Raw genomic sequence first — 17,734 nt, forward strand, 5'->3', positions numbered from 1 at the left:
CCTGTCAGGATGAAACGTGCCGCCATTCTGCATAGACATATGACGTTTATGCATAATATTGCGCCTTATTTATCAATCCGTCATAGTCATTCGCAACGAAACCGATAGAGGCTGGAGTACGTTCCCGGCCATCAATCGTGGGGAACCGATGGTAAGATTCATACTGAGCCGTCTTTTGATGGCGCTGCCGACGATCGCATTCGTGTCGATCACGGTCTTTGCGCTCATCCGCTTTATTCCAGGTGATCCGGCTGCCCTGATGCTGGGCGACATGGCGCAACCGGAACAGATCGAAGCGATGAGGACCGAACTCGGCCTCGACAAGTCCATGCCCCAACAGTTCCTCATCTGGGCCGGCAATGTGGTGCAGGGCGATTTCGGTCGTTCCATCGTCAATGACGAGGCGGTGCTGCCATTGGTCGTCTCGCGCTTTCTCGTCAGCGCCGAGATCGTCGTGGTCGCCGTGCTGCTCGCCAGCCTGATTGCGGTTCCGGCAGGCGTGATCGCCGCCTGGAAGCAGAACAGCCTGACCGATCTTGCCCTTGTTGGAACGGCAACCCTGCTGCTGTCCATCCCGACATTCTGGCTGGGCCTTCTGCTTCTTCTGTTTTTCGGCCTCAAGCTCGGCTGGCTGCCGGTGCTGGGATATGTGTCGATCGGCGACAATCTGGTCGGCGGCATGCTTTATCTGGTCCTGCCTGTCATGACGCTGGTGATCCATGAAATGGGTGTTCTGATCCGCATGGCGCGTGCCTCGACGCTGGAAGTGCTGCGGCTGGATTACATCACCCATGCCCGCGCCAAGGGGCTTTCGGAAAGTGCGGTTCTCTGGCGGCACGCGTTCAAGAACGCCTTCGGCCCGACCTGGACCATGATCGGCCTCATCCTCGGCAATCTTCTTGGCGGCATCGCCGTCATCGAGACGGTGTTCACCATTCCCGGCCTCGGACGGCTGATGGTCGACAGTATTTTTGCCCGCGACTATCCGGTCATACAGGGCTGCCTGTTGTTCGTCTCGCTGTCCTATGTGCTGGTCAACCTGTTCGTCGACCTTCTTTATCCCCTCTTCGATCCGCGTGTGGTTGCCGAATGAAAAAGTTCACACTTAACGGGCTTATCGGCGGCTTTCTCATCGCCCTCCTGCTCATCACTGCCGTGACCGGCCTGTTCTGGACGCCCTATGACCCGATGAAGCTCGGCTTCGCCTCGCGTCTGGCCGCACCCGGTCCAAGCCATCTTCTCGGCACCGACGAATTCGGGCGCGACGTTTTGAGCCGGCTGATGGTCGGCGCGCGCGCCAGTGTCTGGATCGGTTTCCTGACGGTCAGCTTCGCGACGATCTGCGGCACGCTGATCGGTCTCGTCAGCGGTTATGCCCGGGGTTGGGTGGATGGCGTCATCATGGCCATCAACAATGCGCTCCTGGCCTTTCCGGGTATTCTACTCGCACTCGGGCTGCTCGCGGTTTTCGGCGCTAATCAGTATGGCATCATCTTCGCACTCGGCATCGCCTACACGCCATCCATGGCCCGCGTGGTGCGCGGTGCCGTGCTTTCTCTGCGTGAGCGGGAATTCATCGAGGCATCGCTGGTCATGGGCAATGGCGAGATCTACACCATGTTCCGCCACATCCTGCCCAATTGCATTGCGCCGATCACGGTTCTTGCCACCTCCATGTTCGGCTGGGCCATCCTGTCGGAAAGCGCGCTGTCCTTCCTCGGTCTTGGTGTGCCGCCGCCGGCTCCGACCTGGGGCAACATGCTGGCCGCCGGCCGGCCCTTCATCCAGCAGGCCGTCTGGCTCGGGCTTTTCCCCGGTCTCTGCATCGCGCTGACGCTGCTAGGCATCAATCTTCTGGGCGATGCCCTTCGCGACAGGCTTGACCCGCGCATGAGAGGTCTCAAATGACGGACAATACTCTTCTTACCGTGCGCGGCCTTTCGCTGGAGGTCGCCAGAACCGGCCACCAAGTGGTCAAGAATGTCTCCTTCGATATTGCCGCTGGCGAAATCTTCGGCATCGTCGGCGAAAGCGGGTCGGGAAAGACGCTCGCCACCCGCGCGCTCATTTCGCTTCTGCCCCCGGCGATTGCCGTTACCGGCGGATCGGTTATCTACAAGGGCAAGGACGTTATGTCCCTGCCTCCAAGGGAACTTCGCCGCCTGCGCGGCGCGGAGATCGGCGTCGTTTTTCAGGAGCCGATGACCTCTCTCAATCCGTCGATGACGATCGGTCGGCAGCTGGAAGAAGGCCTGATCCTTCACACGAAGCTGTCGCCGGAAGAGCGCCGCGAGAAAATTCTCGACATGCTGAAGCGGGTTGGCATCCGCGATCCCGAAGGTGCGCTGGCGGCCTATCCGCATGAGTTTTCCGGTGGCATGCGCCAGCGCATCATGCTGGCCTCGGTCATGCTTTTGAAGCCGGCCTTGCTGATCGCGGACGAGCCGACGACGGCGCTCGATGCCGTCATCCAGCGCGATGTCATGGAACTGATGGTGGAACTGACGCGGGCGGAAGGGACTGCCGTCCTCCTCATCAGCCACGATCTGCCGATGGTGGCGCGCTATACGAGCCGTATCGTGGTAATGGAAAAAGGGGCGATCGTCGAACAGGGGCGAACCGAAGACCTGCTCGACGCGCCGCAGCATCCCTATACGAAAAAGCTGCTTTCCTCTCTGCCCTTCCGGGGCGAGCCGCGTGTCATTGACACCAGCAAGGCGCCAATGGTTTCAGCCCGGAACATCGTCGTTGATTATGCGGGACGCAAGTCGCTGCTTAAGAAAGCCAAGCCGAAGCGGGCGCTGCACGGCGTCAGCATCGATATTCACGAAGGTGAGGTCGTGGCACTGGTGGGTGGTTCCGGTTCCGGCAAGACCACGCTTGGCCGCACCATTGCCGGTCTCGTGCAGGAGAGCGAAGGGCAGATCCAGTTTCAGGGGCGGGAGCGCAAAGAGGACTGGAATGACTATCGCCTGAATTGCCAGATGGTGTTTCAGGATCCCTATTCCTCACTCGATCCGCGCATGACCATTCAGGCGCTGGTGGAAGAGGCGCTGCGCCTCGTGCCCGGTCTCGATCAGGCCGCCAAGCGCAAGCGGGCGCTGGAAACGCTGGAGGAGGTGGGGCTCGGCGCCGACTACGCCACCCGTTACCCGCACGAGCTTTCCGGCGGCCAGCGCCAGCGTGTGGCGATTGCACGCGCCATTGCCCGCCGTCCGCGTTTCCTGATCGCTGACGAACCTGTCTCCGCGCTCGACGTGACGGTGAGGGCGCAGGTGCTCGATCTCTTTTCCGATCTGCAGAAACGTTACGGTTTTTCCTGCCTGTTCATCAGCCACGATCTCGGCGTGGTGGAGCAGGTGGCGGACCGTGTCGTCGTCATGCAGGACGGCCGCATCATCGAAGAGGGCGACCGCGATACGATTTTCGACAGCCCGAGAGAGGCCTATACGCGCCGGCTCCTCTCGGCCATTCCCGCCCTCGACCAGAATGAAAAGGGCGGCGTGACACTGAAATGGCGTCTGGAAGATGAAGTTTAACAGGAAGATGACAATGACTGTGGCTGCCCAACTGAATTCGATCTGTGATGCACAGCCTTTCGTGACGCGCTTCATGGTGCGCAATCTCCTGACCGGCGAAGAGATCGGACGGGGAGAAAACGAGGAGACGCCATCGGGCAGCACCCGCAAGACGTCGATCATGATGGCCGTGCTCAAGGCCGCCAGCGAAGGGCGGCTCGATCTCGACCAGCCCGTCACCTACGAAAAGCGGCTGGCCGAAGAGGTGGCCAGCGGCATGTTCCGTTATCTGACGCCGGGCATCGTCATTTCCCTGCGCGATGCGCTCGCCGGCATGATGGTGCTGAGCGACAATGTCTGCACCAAGATGGTGCTGGAGCGGCTGACGCTGGAGGAAGTGGACGGCTATTGCAAGTCGCTCGGCATGGCCAACACGCACCACCGTTTCCTCATTCCGCCTTTGGCGCTCGCGGCCGACCATCCGCTGAAGACCGTCACCACCACCTCGGCGGCAGATCAGGTGCTGCTGCTGCAGACCATTCTCGATGCGCAATCCTCGCCGGAGGCGCAGGCAAAACTCGGATGCAGCCCGCAATTGTGCGAATGGGCCATGCAGACGCTGAAGAACCAGATTTTGCGTTATGGAATCCGCTCCCGTCTGCCTTTCGAGACCATGGTGGCGAGTAAGAGCGGACGCGGCAAGCGCGGCCGCATGGATGCCGGCATCGTCTACAGGAACGGCGCGCCGTCTTTCATCATCACCGCCTATACCGATGAAGTGCCGCACACCCTGCCGGACGGCACGCCGGGATACACCATCGCGCTCGAAACGATCGGCCGGCTGGCACAGGCCTGCTGGGACGGGTTTTAATCACTCACAATCAACGACAACAAAGAGGGTAGAACAGTGAAAAAACTTCTTCTTGCAGGCGTTGCCCTGCTCGTGACCGCCAATATCGCCGCAGCACGCGATATCACCATCGCGCAAAGCTCGGATCTGCGCAGCAACAATCCGGGCGTGAACCGCGACGGCAATACGGACGGGGTTATCCTGCACATCGTCGAAGGCCTTGTCGGTTATAACAATGCCGGCGAGGTGAAGCCGCTTCTCGCCGAAACCGTCAATGTCTCTTCTGACGGCCTGATCTATACTTTCAAGCTTCGCAAGGACGTGAAATTCCACAATGGCAAGCCGCTCACCGCAGAGGATGTCGTCTGGAACTGGACACGTTATCTGAAGCCGGAAACCAAATGGACCTGCCTCAACGATTTCGCGGAAGGCGGCGCAGCACACGTCACCGGCGTCAAGGCCACGGATGCATCCACGGTCGAGATCACGCTTGAAAAGCCGTCAGGCGTCTTCCTCGGCCTCATGTCGCGGCCGGAATGCGGTTATACCGGCATGATCTCGCCGGAATCGGTTGCTGCCGATGGCAGCTTCGCCAAGCCGATCGGCACCGGGCCGTTCCAGTGGGACGAGTGGAAGAAGGGCGAATATATCCGTCTTGCCAAATTTGCCGATTATGTTTCGCCGGTAAATGACGGTAAGCCGGATGGCATGGTTGGCTCCAAGCGGCCGCTCGCCGATGGCATCAAGTTCATGGTCATTCCCGATGCCTCGACCGTGAAGGCCGGGCTTGAATCCGGCGTGCTAGATACTGCCGAGATTTCTCCCGATCTCATTCCCGAGTTCAAGACCAACGAGAAGATGCAGCTCATCGTCTCCCGCAACAACGGCAAGAACCTGTTCTACATCCAGACCCGCGACAAGGTGTTGAGCAATCCCGGTGTGCGCCGCGCCATGGCGATGGCCCTCGATCTCGATGAACTGGTTGCAGCCGCATCGAACGGCACGGGTGAGGCTAACGGTTCGATGGTCTCGCAGGATTCGGTCTATTACGACGAGGCCCAGAAAAAGCGCCCGGCCTATGATGTCGAGGCAGCGAAAAAGGAACTGGAGGCTGCCGGTTACAAGGGCGAGCCGATCTCCATCATCGCCAACAAGCGCGGCAACGTGCCGAGCTTCCCGGCTGCCGTCATGGCGCAGGCCATGATGCAGCAGGTCGGTCTCAACGTGCAGATCGAGGTGCTGGATTATGCGACGCAGGTGGATCGCCGCCGTTCCGGCAATTATCAGGTGATCTCGCAGTCGGTCGCCCCGCGTCTCGACCCGGCGCTGATGTATGCCTTCTATGTCGGCAACAAGGACAAGAACGCCTCCCTGATGTGGGATGATCCGAAGGCGATCGAACTGATGAAGGCGGCCTATGTCGAGGCTGACCAGACGAAGCGCCAGAAGATTTTCGACGAATTTCACGAACTGATGCTGAAGGAAATGCCGGGCATCTTCCTTTACGACATGGTCGATGTCTGGGGCGCGACGAAAAAGCTGAAGGGCCAGCCGGTCTGGCAGTCGAACGCCCGTCTCTGGGAAGTCTCGGTCGACAACTGATCTACTATGACCGCGCCGGAGGCGGACTCTGGCGCGGTCTTTCCATCATAGAGCGTAAGGATTTGGCGGAGTTTCCGCCGAAGCGCTTGCGCGTGCCCGCAAAGGGCGGAAATGCGAGGACAAGCCATGAACCGTGATGCCGTGATGTCGATTGCCGCCGAAGTCGAGGCGATGAAGCCCGATTTCACCACCCTGAGCGACAGTATCTGGGATTTTGCCGAGCTGAAATTCGAAGAACGGCAATCTGCCGGCGTTCTGGCTGCAGCGCTTGAGGAAAATGGCTTTGCGGTTCGCCGCGGCGTGGCAGGCATGGAAACGGCCTTCATCGGCGAATTCGGCAGCGGCAAGCCGGTCATCGCCTTCCTCGGCGAATTCGATGCGCTGGCCGGCATGAGTCAGTTGGCCGATGTGGCGCAGGTGCAGCCGCGCGAGGCAGGCGCCACCGGCCATGGCTGCGGCCACAACCTGCTTGGCGTCGGCTCATTGATGGCCGCTATTGCTCTCGCCCGGCATCTGAAAGCCAATCATCTTCCCGGCACAGTGCGTTATTACGGTTGCCCCGGCGAAGAAGGTGGTTCCGGCAAGACCTTCATGGTGCGCGCCGGCCTGTTTGATGATGTCGATGCGGCGCTGACCTGGCACCCGGCACCGTTCAACGGCGTACGCTCAACCAATAATCTTGCCGTGCTGGAATATTTCTACCGTTTCAAGGGTGTTGCAGCCCACGCCTCCAACGCCGCCCATCTCGGGCGTTCGGCGCTCGATGCCGTCGAACTCATGAATGTTGGCGTCAACTTCCTGCGCGAACATATGCCGCAGGATTGCCGGGTGCATTATGCGATCACTGATACCGGCGGCAAGGCGGCGAATGTGGTGCAGGCGAAGGCCGAAGTACTTTACCTGATCCGCGCCCCGGAAATGCGTCAGGCGCTCGATCTCGCCGCGCGGGTGGACAAGGTCGCGCGCGGCGCGGCGATGATGACCGAAACCGAGGTGGAGATCGTCTTCGATACCGCTTCCACCAATCTCCTTCCCAACATCACGCTGGAAACGGCGATGCATGAAAACATGGTGGCGCTTGGCCCCGTAGCCTTCGACGAGGCGGATATCGCTTTCGCCAAACGCATTCAGGATACTTTCACCGACGAGGCGATCAAAAGCAGCATCCGGCTCTACCAGATAAAGGGCGATGTTTTTTCCAACCGGAAGATCGATGGTTCGACGCCCCTGCATCTCGGCCTGCGGGATTTCGAGGGCCAGTCGCATTTCCGGGCGGGTTCTACCGATGTCGGTGACGTCAGCTGGGTGACGCCAACGGCGCAGTGCTGGACGCCGGCCTGGGCGATCGGCACCAATCCGCATACCTGGCAGGTGGTGGCGCAGGGCAAAAGCCCTGCCGCACACAAGGCCATGGCGCATGCTGCCAAGGCAATGGCATCGACAGGCCTTGCGCTGATGACCTCGCCGGAACTGCTCGCCAACGCCAGGAAGGAGTGGCAGGAAAAGACCGAAGGCAGCAACTATGTCTGCCCGATTCCCGCCGATGTCATGCCTGGCTCCCACCAGTAAGGCGCTACGCACGTTCTTTTTGCTGCCGTCCGTCTGCCGCCAGATTTCCACAGGCGGCATGGTGAATCGCATGAACGTTCCAAGGTGAAGAAATCCGATACGCCGCCGGCCTTCTGAAAAGAGGGCCGGCGGATTGCGGTTTGGAATAAATCTTCCATCTCAGCCGAGTTAATCCCAATTCCGAACCGCAAGCCGTAATTTCAACGGCTTATGGTTCCTTGCCCAAAGACCGGGAATGGGGCGAACAGAGCTTTGGCACCTTCATCGGCAATCCGGTCTGGAACGTGCGTCCGCTTGAATGTCCAATCATCACAGTCTTGTGCGCCGCTCCACAGCAGGGCTGCGAAGAAAGCATTGACGTTCGAACCAAAAATGGAATAAATATATCGAACAGACAGAAAATCGGTTTCATTATTCCGTTTTCTGAATGTGAGGAGGTTGCGGCGGGCTTTCGGGTTCGCCTCCGGCTGGGAGAGGCGGCGCCGGACGCCATGGAGGAGAAAAACAATGAGGAAATTTATCATCGGCGCAGCCATGTCTGTGCTTCTCGGCACAGCGGCACATGCGGAGACAGTCGGTGTCTCGATGGCGCTGTTCGACGACAACTTCCTGACCGTGCTGCGCAACGGCATGCAGGATTATTCCAAGGAACTGAAGGGCGTCACCCTGCAGGTCGAGGACGCGCAGAACGACGTCGCCAAGCAGCAGAGCCAGATCCAGAACTTCATCGCATCCAAGGTCGATGCGATCATCGTCAACCCGGTTGACACGGATGCGACGGCGGCCATGTCGAAGCTTGCCGCCGATGCCAAAATTCCGCTCGTTTACGTCAACCGCCAGCCGGTGAACGTCGATAGCCTGCCTGATGGCCAGGCCTTCGTCGCCTCTGACGAGACGGTTGCCGGCACGCTTGAGGCGAAAGAAGTTTGCCGCCTTCTCGGTGGCAAGGGCAATGCGGTCATCATGATGGGCGAGCTTTCCAACCAGGCGGCGCGCATGCGCACACAGTCTGCGAAGGATGTTTTGAAGACCGACGAGTGCAAGGGCATTTCCGTGGTTGAAGAGCAGACCGCGAACTGGCAGCGCACGCAGGGGTCCGACCTCGTGACCAACTGGCTCTCCAGCGGCATCGAGTTCAACGCCGTCATCGCCAACAACGATGAAATGGCGATTGGTGCTCTCCAGGCACTGAAGGCCGCGGGCAAGGACATGAAAGGCTATGTCGTCGCCGGCGTTGACGCCACGCAGGATGCTCTCGCGGCCATGCAGGCGGGCGATCTCGACGTCACGGTCTTTCAGGATGCGGCGGGGCAGGGCAAGGGTGCTCTCGATGCTGCGCTGAAGCTCGTCAAGGGCGACAAGGTCGAGAAGAAGGTCTACATTCCTTTCCAGCTCGTCACGCCTGAAAACGTCAAGGACTACGTGGCCAAGAACTAACGGCCCCTTCCGGCATCTGCGTCTGTTTCAGGTGATCCCGGAGGCAGATGCCGGTTCCCGTCAGCACTGGGGAGCAAGCTTCGGTGTGTGAGCGGATTGCGATTGGATTTCAGTGAATTCAAAGTGTTACAGCGCCCTTGTGTCGTGATCGGCACGGCGCTGTAAGCCTCCCCGGAGGCAAGGTGCGCCCTCTGGCAAAACCCTATCTCCGGTCATTTTTGTCTATTGTGGAGGGTGAGATGGTCGTCAGTCCATCGACAATGGCCGCCGTGCGCGCCAGCGGAGCCGTGCCGAATGCGGAGTTTCTTCTCGCAGCGGATGGCGTACGCAAGGAATTTCCCGGCGTCGTGGCGCTCGATGATGTGCAGTTCCACCTCAAGCGCGGCACCGTGCATGCGCTGATGGGCGAGAATGGCGCCGGCAAATCGACGCTGATGAAGATTCTCGCCGGCATCTACCAGCCGGACAAAGGCGAAATCCGCCTGAAAGGCGCGCCGATCCGTCTCGATTCCCCGCTCGATGCGCTGGAGAACGGCATCGCCATGATCCATCAGGAACTGAACCTGATGGCTTACATGACGGTTGCGGAAAACATCTGGATCCGCCGCGAGCCGAAAAACCGGCTGGGCTTCATTGATCACGGCGAAATGTATCGCCGCACCCAGACCCTGCTTGAGAGGCTGGGTATTGATCTCGATCCGGAAACCCGTGTTGGTGAGCTTTCGGTGGCAAGCCGTCAGATGGTCGAGATCGCCAAGGCGGTTTCCTACGATTCTGACGTTCTCATCATGGACGAGCCGACATCTGCGCTGACGGAGCGCGAGGTCGAGCATCTCTTCCGCATCATTCGTGATCTCAGGGAACGCGGCATCGGCATCGTCTACATCACCCATAAGATGAACGAGCTGTTCGAGATCGCCGACGAGTTCTCGGTTTTCCGCGACGGCAAATATATCGGCACTCACGCTTCCACCGATGTGACGCGTGATGACATCATCCGCATGATGGTGGGCCGGGAAATCACCCAGATGTTCCCCAAGGAAGAGGTTCCGATCGGCGACGTCGTTCTGTCGGTCAAGAACCTGAACCTTGATGGCGTGTTCCATGACGTCTCCTTTGATGTCCGCGCCGGTGAAATTCTCGGCGTTGCAGGTCTTGTCGGCTCGGGCCGCTCCAATGTGGCGGAAACCGTGTTCGGTGTGACGCCCGCTTCCTCAGGGACGATAACGATCAACGGCAAGCCGGTTTCGATCGACAGCCCGACGAAGGCTATCAGTCACCGCATGGCGTTTCTGACGGAGGACCGCAAGGATACGGGGTGCCTGCTGATCCTCAATATTCTTGAGAACATGCAGATCGCCGTCCTGCAGGACAAATATGTCGCCAATGGTTTCGTGCAGGAAAACGCGCTTTCGGAAGCCTGCGAGGAGATGTGCCGCAAGCTCCGGGTCAAGACGCCGCATCTTTACGAACGTATCGAAAACCTGTCCGGCGGCAACCAGCAAAAGGTTCTGATCGGTCGCTGGATGCTGACCAAACCGCGCATTCTCATTCTGGATGAGCCGACGCGCGGCATCGATGTCGGGGCGAAGGCCGAAATTCACAAGCTGGTTTGCGAGATGGCGCGCCAGGGCGTCGCCGTCATCATGATTTCCTCCGAAATGCCGGAGGTTCTGGGTATGAGCGACCGTGTCATGGTCATGCATGAAGGTCGGGTGACGGGCTTCCTTGATAGAAGTGAAGCCACGCAGGTGAAAGTGATGGATCTCGCATCGCGGTGAGGCGCGCCGGGATTTCTCGAGGAGGAACGATTATGAATACGAACGCCGCCGCCAACACGGAGTTGGATGCAAAATCCGGACGCAAGCCGCACCGGCGCATCCCGCCCGAGGCCAATATATTTTTCGTGCTGATCGGCATTGCGCTGGTTTATGAAATTCTCGGCTGGATTTTCATCGGCCAGAGCTTCCTCATGAACCAGCAGCGCCTGACGATCATGATCCTGCAGGTTTCTGTCATCGGCATCATCGCGGTTGGCGTGACCCAGGTCATCATCACCGGCGGTATCGATCTCTCCTCCGGCTCCGTCGTAGGCCTGACGGCGATGTTGTCCGCCAGCGTGGCGCAATCCTCCACATGGCCGCGAGCTCTTTATCCGGGGCTGACCGATCTGCCTTTCTTCATACCGCTCGCGGTCGGCATATTGGCCGGTACCCTGGCGGGTTTCATCAACGGACAGCTCATCGCGCGTACCAAAATTCCGCCCTTCATCGCAACACTCGGCATGATGGTGACGGCGCGCGGTCTTTCCAAATGGTATACGAAGGGCCAGCCGATCTCCGGCCTGACCGACGGTTTCAACTTCATCGGCACGGGCATCTGGCCGGTCGTGGTTTTCCTTGTCGTTGCCGTCATTTTCCATGTAGCGCTGCGTTATACCCGTTACGGCAAATTCACCTATGCCATCGGCGCCAACCAGCAGGCGGCCCGCGTCTCCGGTATCAATATCGAGGCGCATCTGATCAAGGTCTATGCGATTGCCGGCATGCTGGCCGGTCTTGCCGGCGTCGTCACCGCTGCCCGCGCGCAGACGGCGCAGGCCGGCATGGGCGTGATGTATGAACTTGATGCCATCGCCGCGGCCGTTATCGGCGGCACGTCGCTCGCCGGCGGTGCCGGGCGTATCACCGGAACGGTGATCGGCACCATCATTCTCGGTGTCATGACGTCGGGCTTCACTTTCCTCAGGGTCGACGCCTACTACCAGGAAATCGTCAAAGGCCTCATCATTGTGGCTGCTGTTGTTGCCGACGTCTACCGGCAGAAGAAACGCGCAAAGCGCTAAATCCTCCTCCCAGACTTGGGGCAGGCCTTCAGGCTTGCCCCTTTTTTGTGTTCTTGTGGGCCGAGGGGATCAGCGGCGGTTCAGACCTTGCTGTTTCGATAGTCGTGGACGGCCTTGCCGAAGGCCTCGAACAATGCCCGTGAGGGTGCGTCTGTCTCGGCCCAATATTCCGGATGCCACTGCACACCAACGGCGAAGCCCTTGGCGTCGATGACGGAAACGGCCTCGATCGTGCCGTCCGCCGCCGTTGCTTCCACCTGCAGGCGTGGTGCGGTCTCGGCAATCGCCTGCCGGTGCAGCGAATTGATCTGGATTTCGCCTGATATGCCAAGATGCTGCGCAATGCAGGAGCCTTCGCGCACATGTACCGGCTGGCGGATGGCGAAGGCCACGTCGCGGTCGTCATGTTCCGGCTTGCGGTGGTCCCATATGCCGGGCTGCTCCTGAATTTCCGAAGCAAGCGTACCGCCGAGTGCGACGTTCAGTTCCTGAATGCCACGGCAGATGGCCAGCATCGGAATACCGCGCTCGATGGCGCGGCGGATGAGCGGCAGGCTGGTGGCGTCGCGAGCCTGATCGAACGGGCCGTCGCTCTCCTGCGCTTCTTTTCCGTAAAGGGAAGGGTGCACATTGGTGGCGGAGCCGGACACGAGCAGGCCGTCCACCCGATCGAGAATGGCGTCAACCTCGTTTCCGTCCTCGAAGGCCGGGATGATGAAGGACATGACACCAGCCACTTTAAACGCGGCGGAAAGATACTGGTTCTGCGCGGCGTGCCAGTCGGCCCCGGTGAAATGCCTGATGTCGGCGGGTACGGCGATAATTGGTTTTGGCATGGTGGCTCCGGGACGAATCTTCGAAATTTGTGCGACTGCCGGCTGGCCAAGTCAAGCACGCGTTTTGCGTTCTGACGATCCTGTATGCGCCTAAAGTATAAGGCGGTGCCGGGATATTTCAGTTGCAAATAAAATGCGAAGCAGAGTTTCGGAAAATTCCCGGAAAGGCCGGTTTTTCCGTGATTAATTCTTGGCGCGGGTGCTTGTCAGCCGGGCGGTAACCGTGCTTACTTTGCTGTGATGCCTGAACAGCAACGAGGGGAATTCAAAGCTGCGGGCAGCGTTCATATCTGGGAGGATATAGATGGATCGCCGTTCCTTTATGAAAAAAGGTGCGCTTGCGGGAGCTGCCACGGCAGCTCTGGCCGCGCCCGCCATTGCACAGCAGAATACCAAGATCAACTGGCGTCTGACGTCGTCGTTTCCGAAATCGCTCGACACGATCTATGGCGGCGCCGAGGATATCGCCAAACACGTCGCCGCTGCCACCGACGGCAATTTCACCATCCAGCCCTTTGCCGCGGGCGAGATCGTGCCCGGCCTGCAGGCGGCCGATGCCGTGTCGTCAGGCACGGTGGAAATGTGCCACACCTGCTCCTATTATTACGTCGGCAAGGATCCGACCTTCGCCATCGGCACGGCGATACCCTTTGGCCTCAACGCCCGTCTGACGAACTCATGGTTCTATGAAGGCAACGGCAACAAGCTACTCAATGAGTTTTACGCCAAACACAATCTCTACGGCATGATTTCGGGCAATACCGGCGCGCAGATGGGCGGCTGGTTCCGCAAGGAAATCAATACCGTCGACGATTTCAAGGGCGTGAAGATGCGCATTGCCGGTCTCGCCGGCAAGGTAGTGGAAAAGCTCGGCGTTGTACCGCAGCAGATCGCCGGCGGGGACATCTATCCGGCGCTGGAAAAAGGCACCATCGACGCGGCGGAGTGGGTCGGTCCTTACGACGACCACAAGCTCGGCTTCCAGAAGGTGGCGAAATATTACTATTATCCCGCTTTCTGGGAAGGCGGCCCGGTCATCCATTCCTTTGTCAATCTGGACAAGTGGAACAGCCTGCCGAAAAACTACCAGACGGCGCTGCAGGATGCCTGCGCTTTCGCCAACACCAGTATGATGGCGAAATACGACGCGAAAAACCCGATCGCCATCAAGCAGTTGGTGTCGGAAGGTGCGGTACTGCGGCCGTTCAGCCAGGAAATCCTCGAGGCCTGCTACAAGGCCGCACTGGAAGTGTATGCCAATATTTCGGCGTCCAATCCGGACTTCAAGAAGATCTACGAGGACCAGGTTGCCTTCAAGCGCGAAGGTTATTTGTGGATGCAGCTTGCGGAATACACTTTCGATACTTTCATGATGATCCAGCAGCGTAACGGCAAGCTCTGATTATTCGGTGACGGCGGACCGAGCAAAGGCCCTGGGGATTTCGATCTCCGGGGTTTTTGCTGTGCGCGCATGCCTTCACGTGTCCGACAACAAAGGATGATTTACGATCAAATCCGTTGTGAGCAAAAGCAGCAGGCTCCGCGACCAGCCGGAGTGTTGGCGGGGATTGGCCACGCCGACCTCGGCAAAGGCCCTGCTCTCAACTGTGGAGGTGATGCGATGTGGAAACCACTGAGCATTGCGTTTGTCGTTAGAAAAAACCGGACAGGCTGGTCACTGACTGTCCGGCTTCATTTCAAACGATAAGCAAAACGGAAGGCAGGGCTGCAACCCTGTCTTCCACTCCGCAATCATAAGCGTTTCGCCAGGTCCTTACAAGACAGCTCTTACGGTCCGATCTTCGGTGGTTCGCCGAGATTAGGCATGCCTGGCAATCCACCCGGCTGACCGAAATTAGGCATGGTGTTGCCGCCCTGATTGCCAAATGAGGGTATCTCGATCTTGATGGAATTCAGATCGACTTCGGGTGCCTTGTCCAGCCAGTAGGTAACGGATTCCGGCCAGAAGATCACGATGGCGACGAGGATGAGCTGCATGCCGAGCCATGGAATGGCACCCATGTAGATATCCGACGTCTTGACCGTGCGCGGTGCGATGGAGCGAAGGTAGAACAGCGCAAATCCGAAGGGTGGATGCATGAAGCTCGTCTGCATGTTGATGCAGATCAGCACGCCGAACCAGATCAGGTCGATACCGAGCGCCTGTGCGATCGGGGCCAGCATCGGGATGACGATGAAGGCGATCTCGAAGAAATCGAGGAAGAAGGCGAGGAAGAAGATGAAGATGTTGACGAAGATCAGGAAGCCGATGGGCCCCCCCGGAATGCCCGACAGCATGTGTTCGATCCACAGCGAGCCGTCCATGCCCTGGAAAACGAGCGAAAAGCAGGTGGCGCCGACCAGAATGAACACCACCATGGAGGTGATATGCATGGTGGAATGCATGCCCTGCTTGACGAGATCCCAGCTGAGGCGGCGGTGCGCGGCTGCCAAGGCCATTGCACCGACGACGCCGAGCGCACCGGCTTCGGTGGGCGTTGCGAGGCCGAGGAAGATGGTGCCGAGCACGAGGAAGATCAGCACGATGGAAGGGACCATGCCCGCCAGCACGCGGAATACCAGCTTACGGTCGAGTTCGCCGCGCGCTTCCGGTGGCAGCGCCGGCAGGTCCTTCGGCCTTACGATCGACATGAACAGGATGAAGAGCATGAAGATGGCAACTTGCAGGATCGACGGGCCGATGGCGCCGAGATACATGTCGCCCACGGATTTGCCGAGCTGGTCGGCGAGAACGATCAGAACCAGCGAAGGCGGGATGACCTGCGTGATTGTTCCCGATGCGGCGATGACGCCGGTGGCAAGTCGCGGATTGTAACCGTATTTCAGCATGATCGGCAGGGAGATGACGCCCATGGTGATGACCGAGGCGGCAACCGTGCCGGTAATCGCGCCGAGAATTGCGCCGACGATGATGACGGCATAGGCGAGACCGCCGGGAATGGCGCCGAACAGTTTGCCGGTCCCTTCAAGCAGATCTTCCGCAAGCCCACATCGCTCGAGGATCGCGCCCATGAAGGTGAAGAAGGGGATGGCCAGCAGAAGGTCGTTCGAGACGATGCCGAAGATGCGCAGCGGCAGCGCCTGAAGAAAAGCCGGCGAAAAATGCTCGGTGAAAATGCCGATGATGCCGAAAACGAGGCCGACGGTGGCGAGCGAGAAAGCAACCGGAAATCCGTAAAGCATGAAGATGATCATGCCGAGGAACATCAGTGGCGGAAGAATACCATATTCGAACATGGGAAATATCCTGAAGGTTCAGATCGGTGTGATCATTGCAGGGGTTTTTCGTACTTCGTATCGAGCGCATAAAGCCCGTTAAGGGCTCCTATGCGCTTGATGAGTTCGGAAAAACCCTGAAGAACCAGAAGAGCGAAACCGGCGAAAATGATGAATTTCACCGGCCAGCGGATAAGACCGCCGGCATTGGAGGACATTTCGTTCTGATGCCAGGACAGGGCGAACATGGGCCAGGAAAGCCAGGCGAGGTAAAAGCAGCCGGGCAACAGGAACAGCACGATGCCGATAATATCCACCCAGATGCGGCTGCGCGGCGAAATCGCGCCATAAATGATGTCCACTCGCACATGTTCGTTCATGCGCAGCGTATAGGATGCGCCGATCAGCACGATGAAGGCGAACATGTACCACTGGATTTCCAGCCAGCCGTTTGAACTGTAGTTCAGGGCGTAGCGGACCATGGCGTTGCCGGCGCTGACGAGGCAGCAGATGAGCACGAGATAACCGGCGACCTTGCCCAGCGCTTCGCTTGCAAGGTCTATCAGCGCACTTAATTTTAAAAGCGACTTCATATAACTTTCCCCTCTTCCCTTTTCGGGCCCTTTGCGGGTTTATGGCGGAGAGCAAAGCCCGGTATCCCTGCTGCAGCCACGCCTCCACGTGCTTCCGCTGCCACAGGCTCCAGAGTTCCTCCCCACAGAATCCCGTGTATGGTCAGGCGGTTCGAAAAGCAACCAAAACCGCCATGAAACAGCTCGACCGAGTGCCCTTTTCAACCGTTTGCGAAAGAATGTTGCCCTATGGCATGTTTCGCCCGGTTGAGCAGTCGTGCTGCATGCCGTTGCCGCTCTTTCATGCAGAACGCATTGCGCTTTTCGGCGACTTCATGTTACCTCTGGCTACGGAGAATCCGGCATGGCCCGGTGATCGTCCACGGGCAGATTTCCCCGTACGACGGGCATGACGGATGGAGCAAAGGGGAAGCGGAATGAGCGAACACCACACGGGTCCGGTCGAAGTTGGCGCCGAGATGAATTACGCCGAGCACGAAAAGACCTATAACGGTTTTCTGGCCCTGACGAAGTATGGCACCATGTTGCTGTGCGTGCTGATGCTGGCCATGGTCGCGGGGTTCTTCACCGCCGCCGGCTTCCTTGGCGGTGTGGTCGTCTTCGCCGTGCTGTCGGCCGCGGGTTTCTTTCTGCTGCGCTGAACAATCCCGTTCATGAGCGGTTTCCGTCCCGGAAACCGGGCGATGCCGGACAACCGGAGAGGCCAAGCCATGAAGCGTCTGTTTTATTGTCTGTTTCTGCTGGTGGCGATTGCGCATCCGGCATTGTCGCGCGATCTTTCTCCTGCCGAGCAGGATAGCCTGCGCACACGGATTGAGCGGTTCAGCACGGCTTTGAATGCACAGGATTTCGAGCTTGTCGGCAGGACCGTGCCGCCGAAAATCTTTGAATTCATCGCACGCGACGCGGGTGTTAGCGTGGAACAATTGCGCGGCGCGTTGACCACGCAGATGCAGATGGCGCTTGCGGCGGTCAAGATAACCGAATTCACCATGGATACGCAGGCAATCACTCTTGCGCAGACGCCTGATGGAACGCCCTATGCGCTCGTTCCGACGAAGACGGTGATGGAAACCGGCGGCCAGACGATCGAGGCGAAATCCCACACGCTGGCGCTGATGGATGGTGCGGACTGGTACCTGTTGAGGGTCAGCGACCAGCAGCAGGTAACTATCCTGCGCAAGGTCTACCCGTCCTTTGCCGAGGTGGAATTTCCTGATGATTCCATGCAGCCGGTAAAATAGACC

Annotated in this window: 16 protein-coding genes; 12 read left to right on the forward strand and 4 right to left on the reverse strand. The window is 59.0% G+C overall.

Translation table 11 applies throughout. The annotated features are described in order from the left end of the window. Window positions 1–148 precede the first annotated feature (148 nt). The 6 genes from DA915_RS22150 to DA915_RS22175 all read left to right on the forward strand — a co-directional run bounded on the left by DA915_RS22150 (window position 149) and on the right by DA915_RS22175 (window position 7,539). Window positions 149–1,093, forward strand: coding sequence for an ABC transporter permease (locus DA915_RS22150; protein WP_107677335.1), 945 nt, complete (start codon window positions 149–151; stop codon window positions 1,091–1,093). Next, a complete protein-coding gene (locus tag DA915_RS22155; protein WP_003500526.1) occupies window positions 1,090–1,908 on the forward strand; it encodes an ABC transporter permease in 819 nt (272 codons plus the stop codon). Before DA915_RS22150 ends, DA915_RS22155 begins: the two co-directional genes overlap by 4 nt. Beyond that, window positions 1,905–3,539 carry an ABC transporter ATP-binding protein gene (locus DA915_RS22160; protein WP_107677336.1) on the forward strand — a complete coding sequence of 545 codons (1,635 nt, stop codon included), beginning with the start codon at window positions 1,905–1,907 and terminating at the stop codon, window positions 3,537–3,539. Before DA915_RS22155 ends, DA915_RS22160 begins: the two co-directional genes overlap by 4 nt. Before the next feature lie 13 nt (window positions 3,540–3,552). Next, window positions 3,553–4,389 (forward strand): serine hydrolase, encoded by an 837-nt coding sequence (locus DA915_RS22165; RefSeq protein ID WP_192886634.1) that lies wholly within the window; start codon window positions 3,553–3,555, stop codon window positions 4,387–4,389. A gap of 36 nt (window positions 4,390–4,425) precedes the next feature. Further along, window positions 4,426–5,970: an ABC transporter substrate-binding protein gene (locus tag DA915_RS22170; RefSeq protein WP_107677338.1), complete on the forward strand. Its 1,545-nt coding sequence runs from the start codon at window positions 4,426–4,428 to the stop codon at window positions 5,968–5,970. A 126-nt stretch (window positions 5,971–6,096) separates the two neighbouring features. Then, the gene (locus DA915_RS22175; protein ID WP_107677339.1) at window positions 6,097–7,539 is read left to right on the forward strand and encodes a M20 family metallopeptidase; all 1,443 of its coding nucleotides are present in this window, start codon (window positions 6,097–6,099) and stop codon (window positions 7,537–7,539) included. Window positions 7,540–7,739: 200 nt separating this feature from the next. On the opposite strand, the gene DA915_RS22180 is transcribed toward DA915_RS22175, so the two are convergent. Further along, window positions 7,740–8,075 (reverse strand): hypothetical protein, encoded by a 336-nt coding sequence (locus tag DA915_RS22180; protein ID WP_107677533.1) that lies wholly within the window; start codon window positions 8,073–8,075, stop codon window positions 7,740–7,742. Between DA915_RS22180 and DA915_RS22185 the strand changes: the two genes are divergently transcribed. The 3 genes from DA915_RS22185 to DA915_RS22195 all read left to right on the forward strand — a co-directional run bounded on the left by DA915_RS22185 (window position 8,047) and on the right by DA915_RS22195 (window position 11,821). Continuing rightward, the gene (locus DA915_RS22185; protein ID WP_107677340.1) at window positions 8,047–8,976 is read left to right on the forward strand and encodes a sugar ABC transporter substrate-binding protein; all 930 of its coding nucleotides are present in this window, start codon (window positions 8,047–8,049) and stop codon (window positions 8,974–8,976) included. The genes DA915_RS22180 and DA915_RS22185 overlap by 29 nt on opposite strands. Before the next feature lie 239 nt (window positions 8,977–9,215). Next, window positions 9,216–10,757, forward strand: coding sequence for a sugar ABC transporter ATP-binding protein (locus DA915_RS22190; RefSeq protein WP_065695090.1), 1,542 nt, complete (start codon window positions 9,216–9,218; stop codon window positions 10,755–10,757). 32 nt (window positions 10,758–10,789) lie between these two features. Beyond that, a complete protein-coding gene (locus DA915_RS22195) occupies window positions 10,790–11,821 on the forward strand; it encodes an ABC transporter permease (RefSeq protein WP_003510336.1) in 1,032 nt (343 codons plus the stop codon). 80 nt (window positions 11,822–11,901) lie between these two features. Here DA915_RS22195 and DA915_RS22200 read toward each other — a convergent pair whose 3' ends face one another. Further along, on the reverse strand, window positions 11,902–12,657 hold the full coding sequence (locus DA915_RS22200; protein WP_107677341.1) for a gamma-glutamyl-gamma-aminobutyrate hydrolase family protein: 756 nt from the start codon (window positions 12,655–12,657) through the stop codon (window positions 11,902–11,904). Window positions 12,658–12,961: 304 nt separating this feature from the next. On the opposite strand from DA915_RS22200, the gene DA915_RS22205 reads away from it, so the two are divergent. Beyond that, window positions 12,962–14,059, forward strand: coding sequence for a TRAP transporter substrate-binding protein (locus DA915_RS22205; RefSeq protein WP_003510333.1), 1,098 nt, complete (start codon window positions 12,962–12,964; stop codon window positions 14,057–14,059). 386 nt (window positions 14,060–14,445) lie between these two features. Here DA915_RS22205 and DA915_RS22210 read toward each other — a convergent pair whose 3' ends face one another. Beyond that, a complete protein-coding gene (locus DA915_RS22210; protein ID WP_060724802.1) occupies window positions 14,446–15,915 on the reverse strand; it encodes a TRAP transporter large permease subunit in 1,470 nt (489 codons plus the stop codon). Window positions 15,916–15,947: 32 nt separating this feature from the next. Further along, a complete protein-coding gene (locus DA915_RS22215) occupies window positions 15,948–16,487 on the reverse strand; it encodes a TRAP transporter small permease subunit (protein ID WP_087745654.1) in 540 nt (179 codons plus the stop codon). Window positions 16,488–16,903: 416 nt separating this feature from the next. Between DA915_RS22215 and DA915_RS22225 the strand changes: the two genes are divergently transcribed. Both DA915_RS22225 and DA915_RS22230 read left to right on the forward strand, forming a co-directional pair. Then, window positions 16,904–17,128 carry an aa3-type cytochrome c oxidase subunit IV gene (locus DA915_RS22225; RefSeq protein ID WP_003510326.1) on the forward strand — a complete coding sequence of 75 codons (225 nt, stop codon included), beginning with the start codon at window positions 16,904–16,906 and terminating at the stop codon, window positions 17,126–17,128. Window positions 17,129–17,197: 69 nt separating this feature from the next. Then, the gene (locus tag DA915_RS22230) at window positions 17,198–17,731 is read left to right on the forward strand and encodes a hypothetical protein (RefSeq protein ID WP_174041827.1); all 534 of its coding nucleotides are present in this window, start codon (window positions 17,198–17,200) and stop codon (window positions 17,729–17,731) included. The last annotated feature ends 3 nt before the right edge of the window (window positions 17,732–17,734 follow it).

Source organism: Agrobacterium sp. LAD9 (assembly GCF_003031125.1).
Lineage (GTDB): Bacteria > Pseudomonadota > Alphaproteobacteria > Rhizobiales > Rhizobiaceae > Agrobacterium > Agrobacterium radiobacter.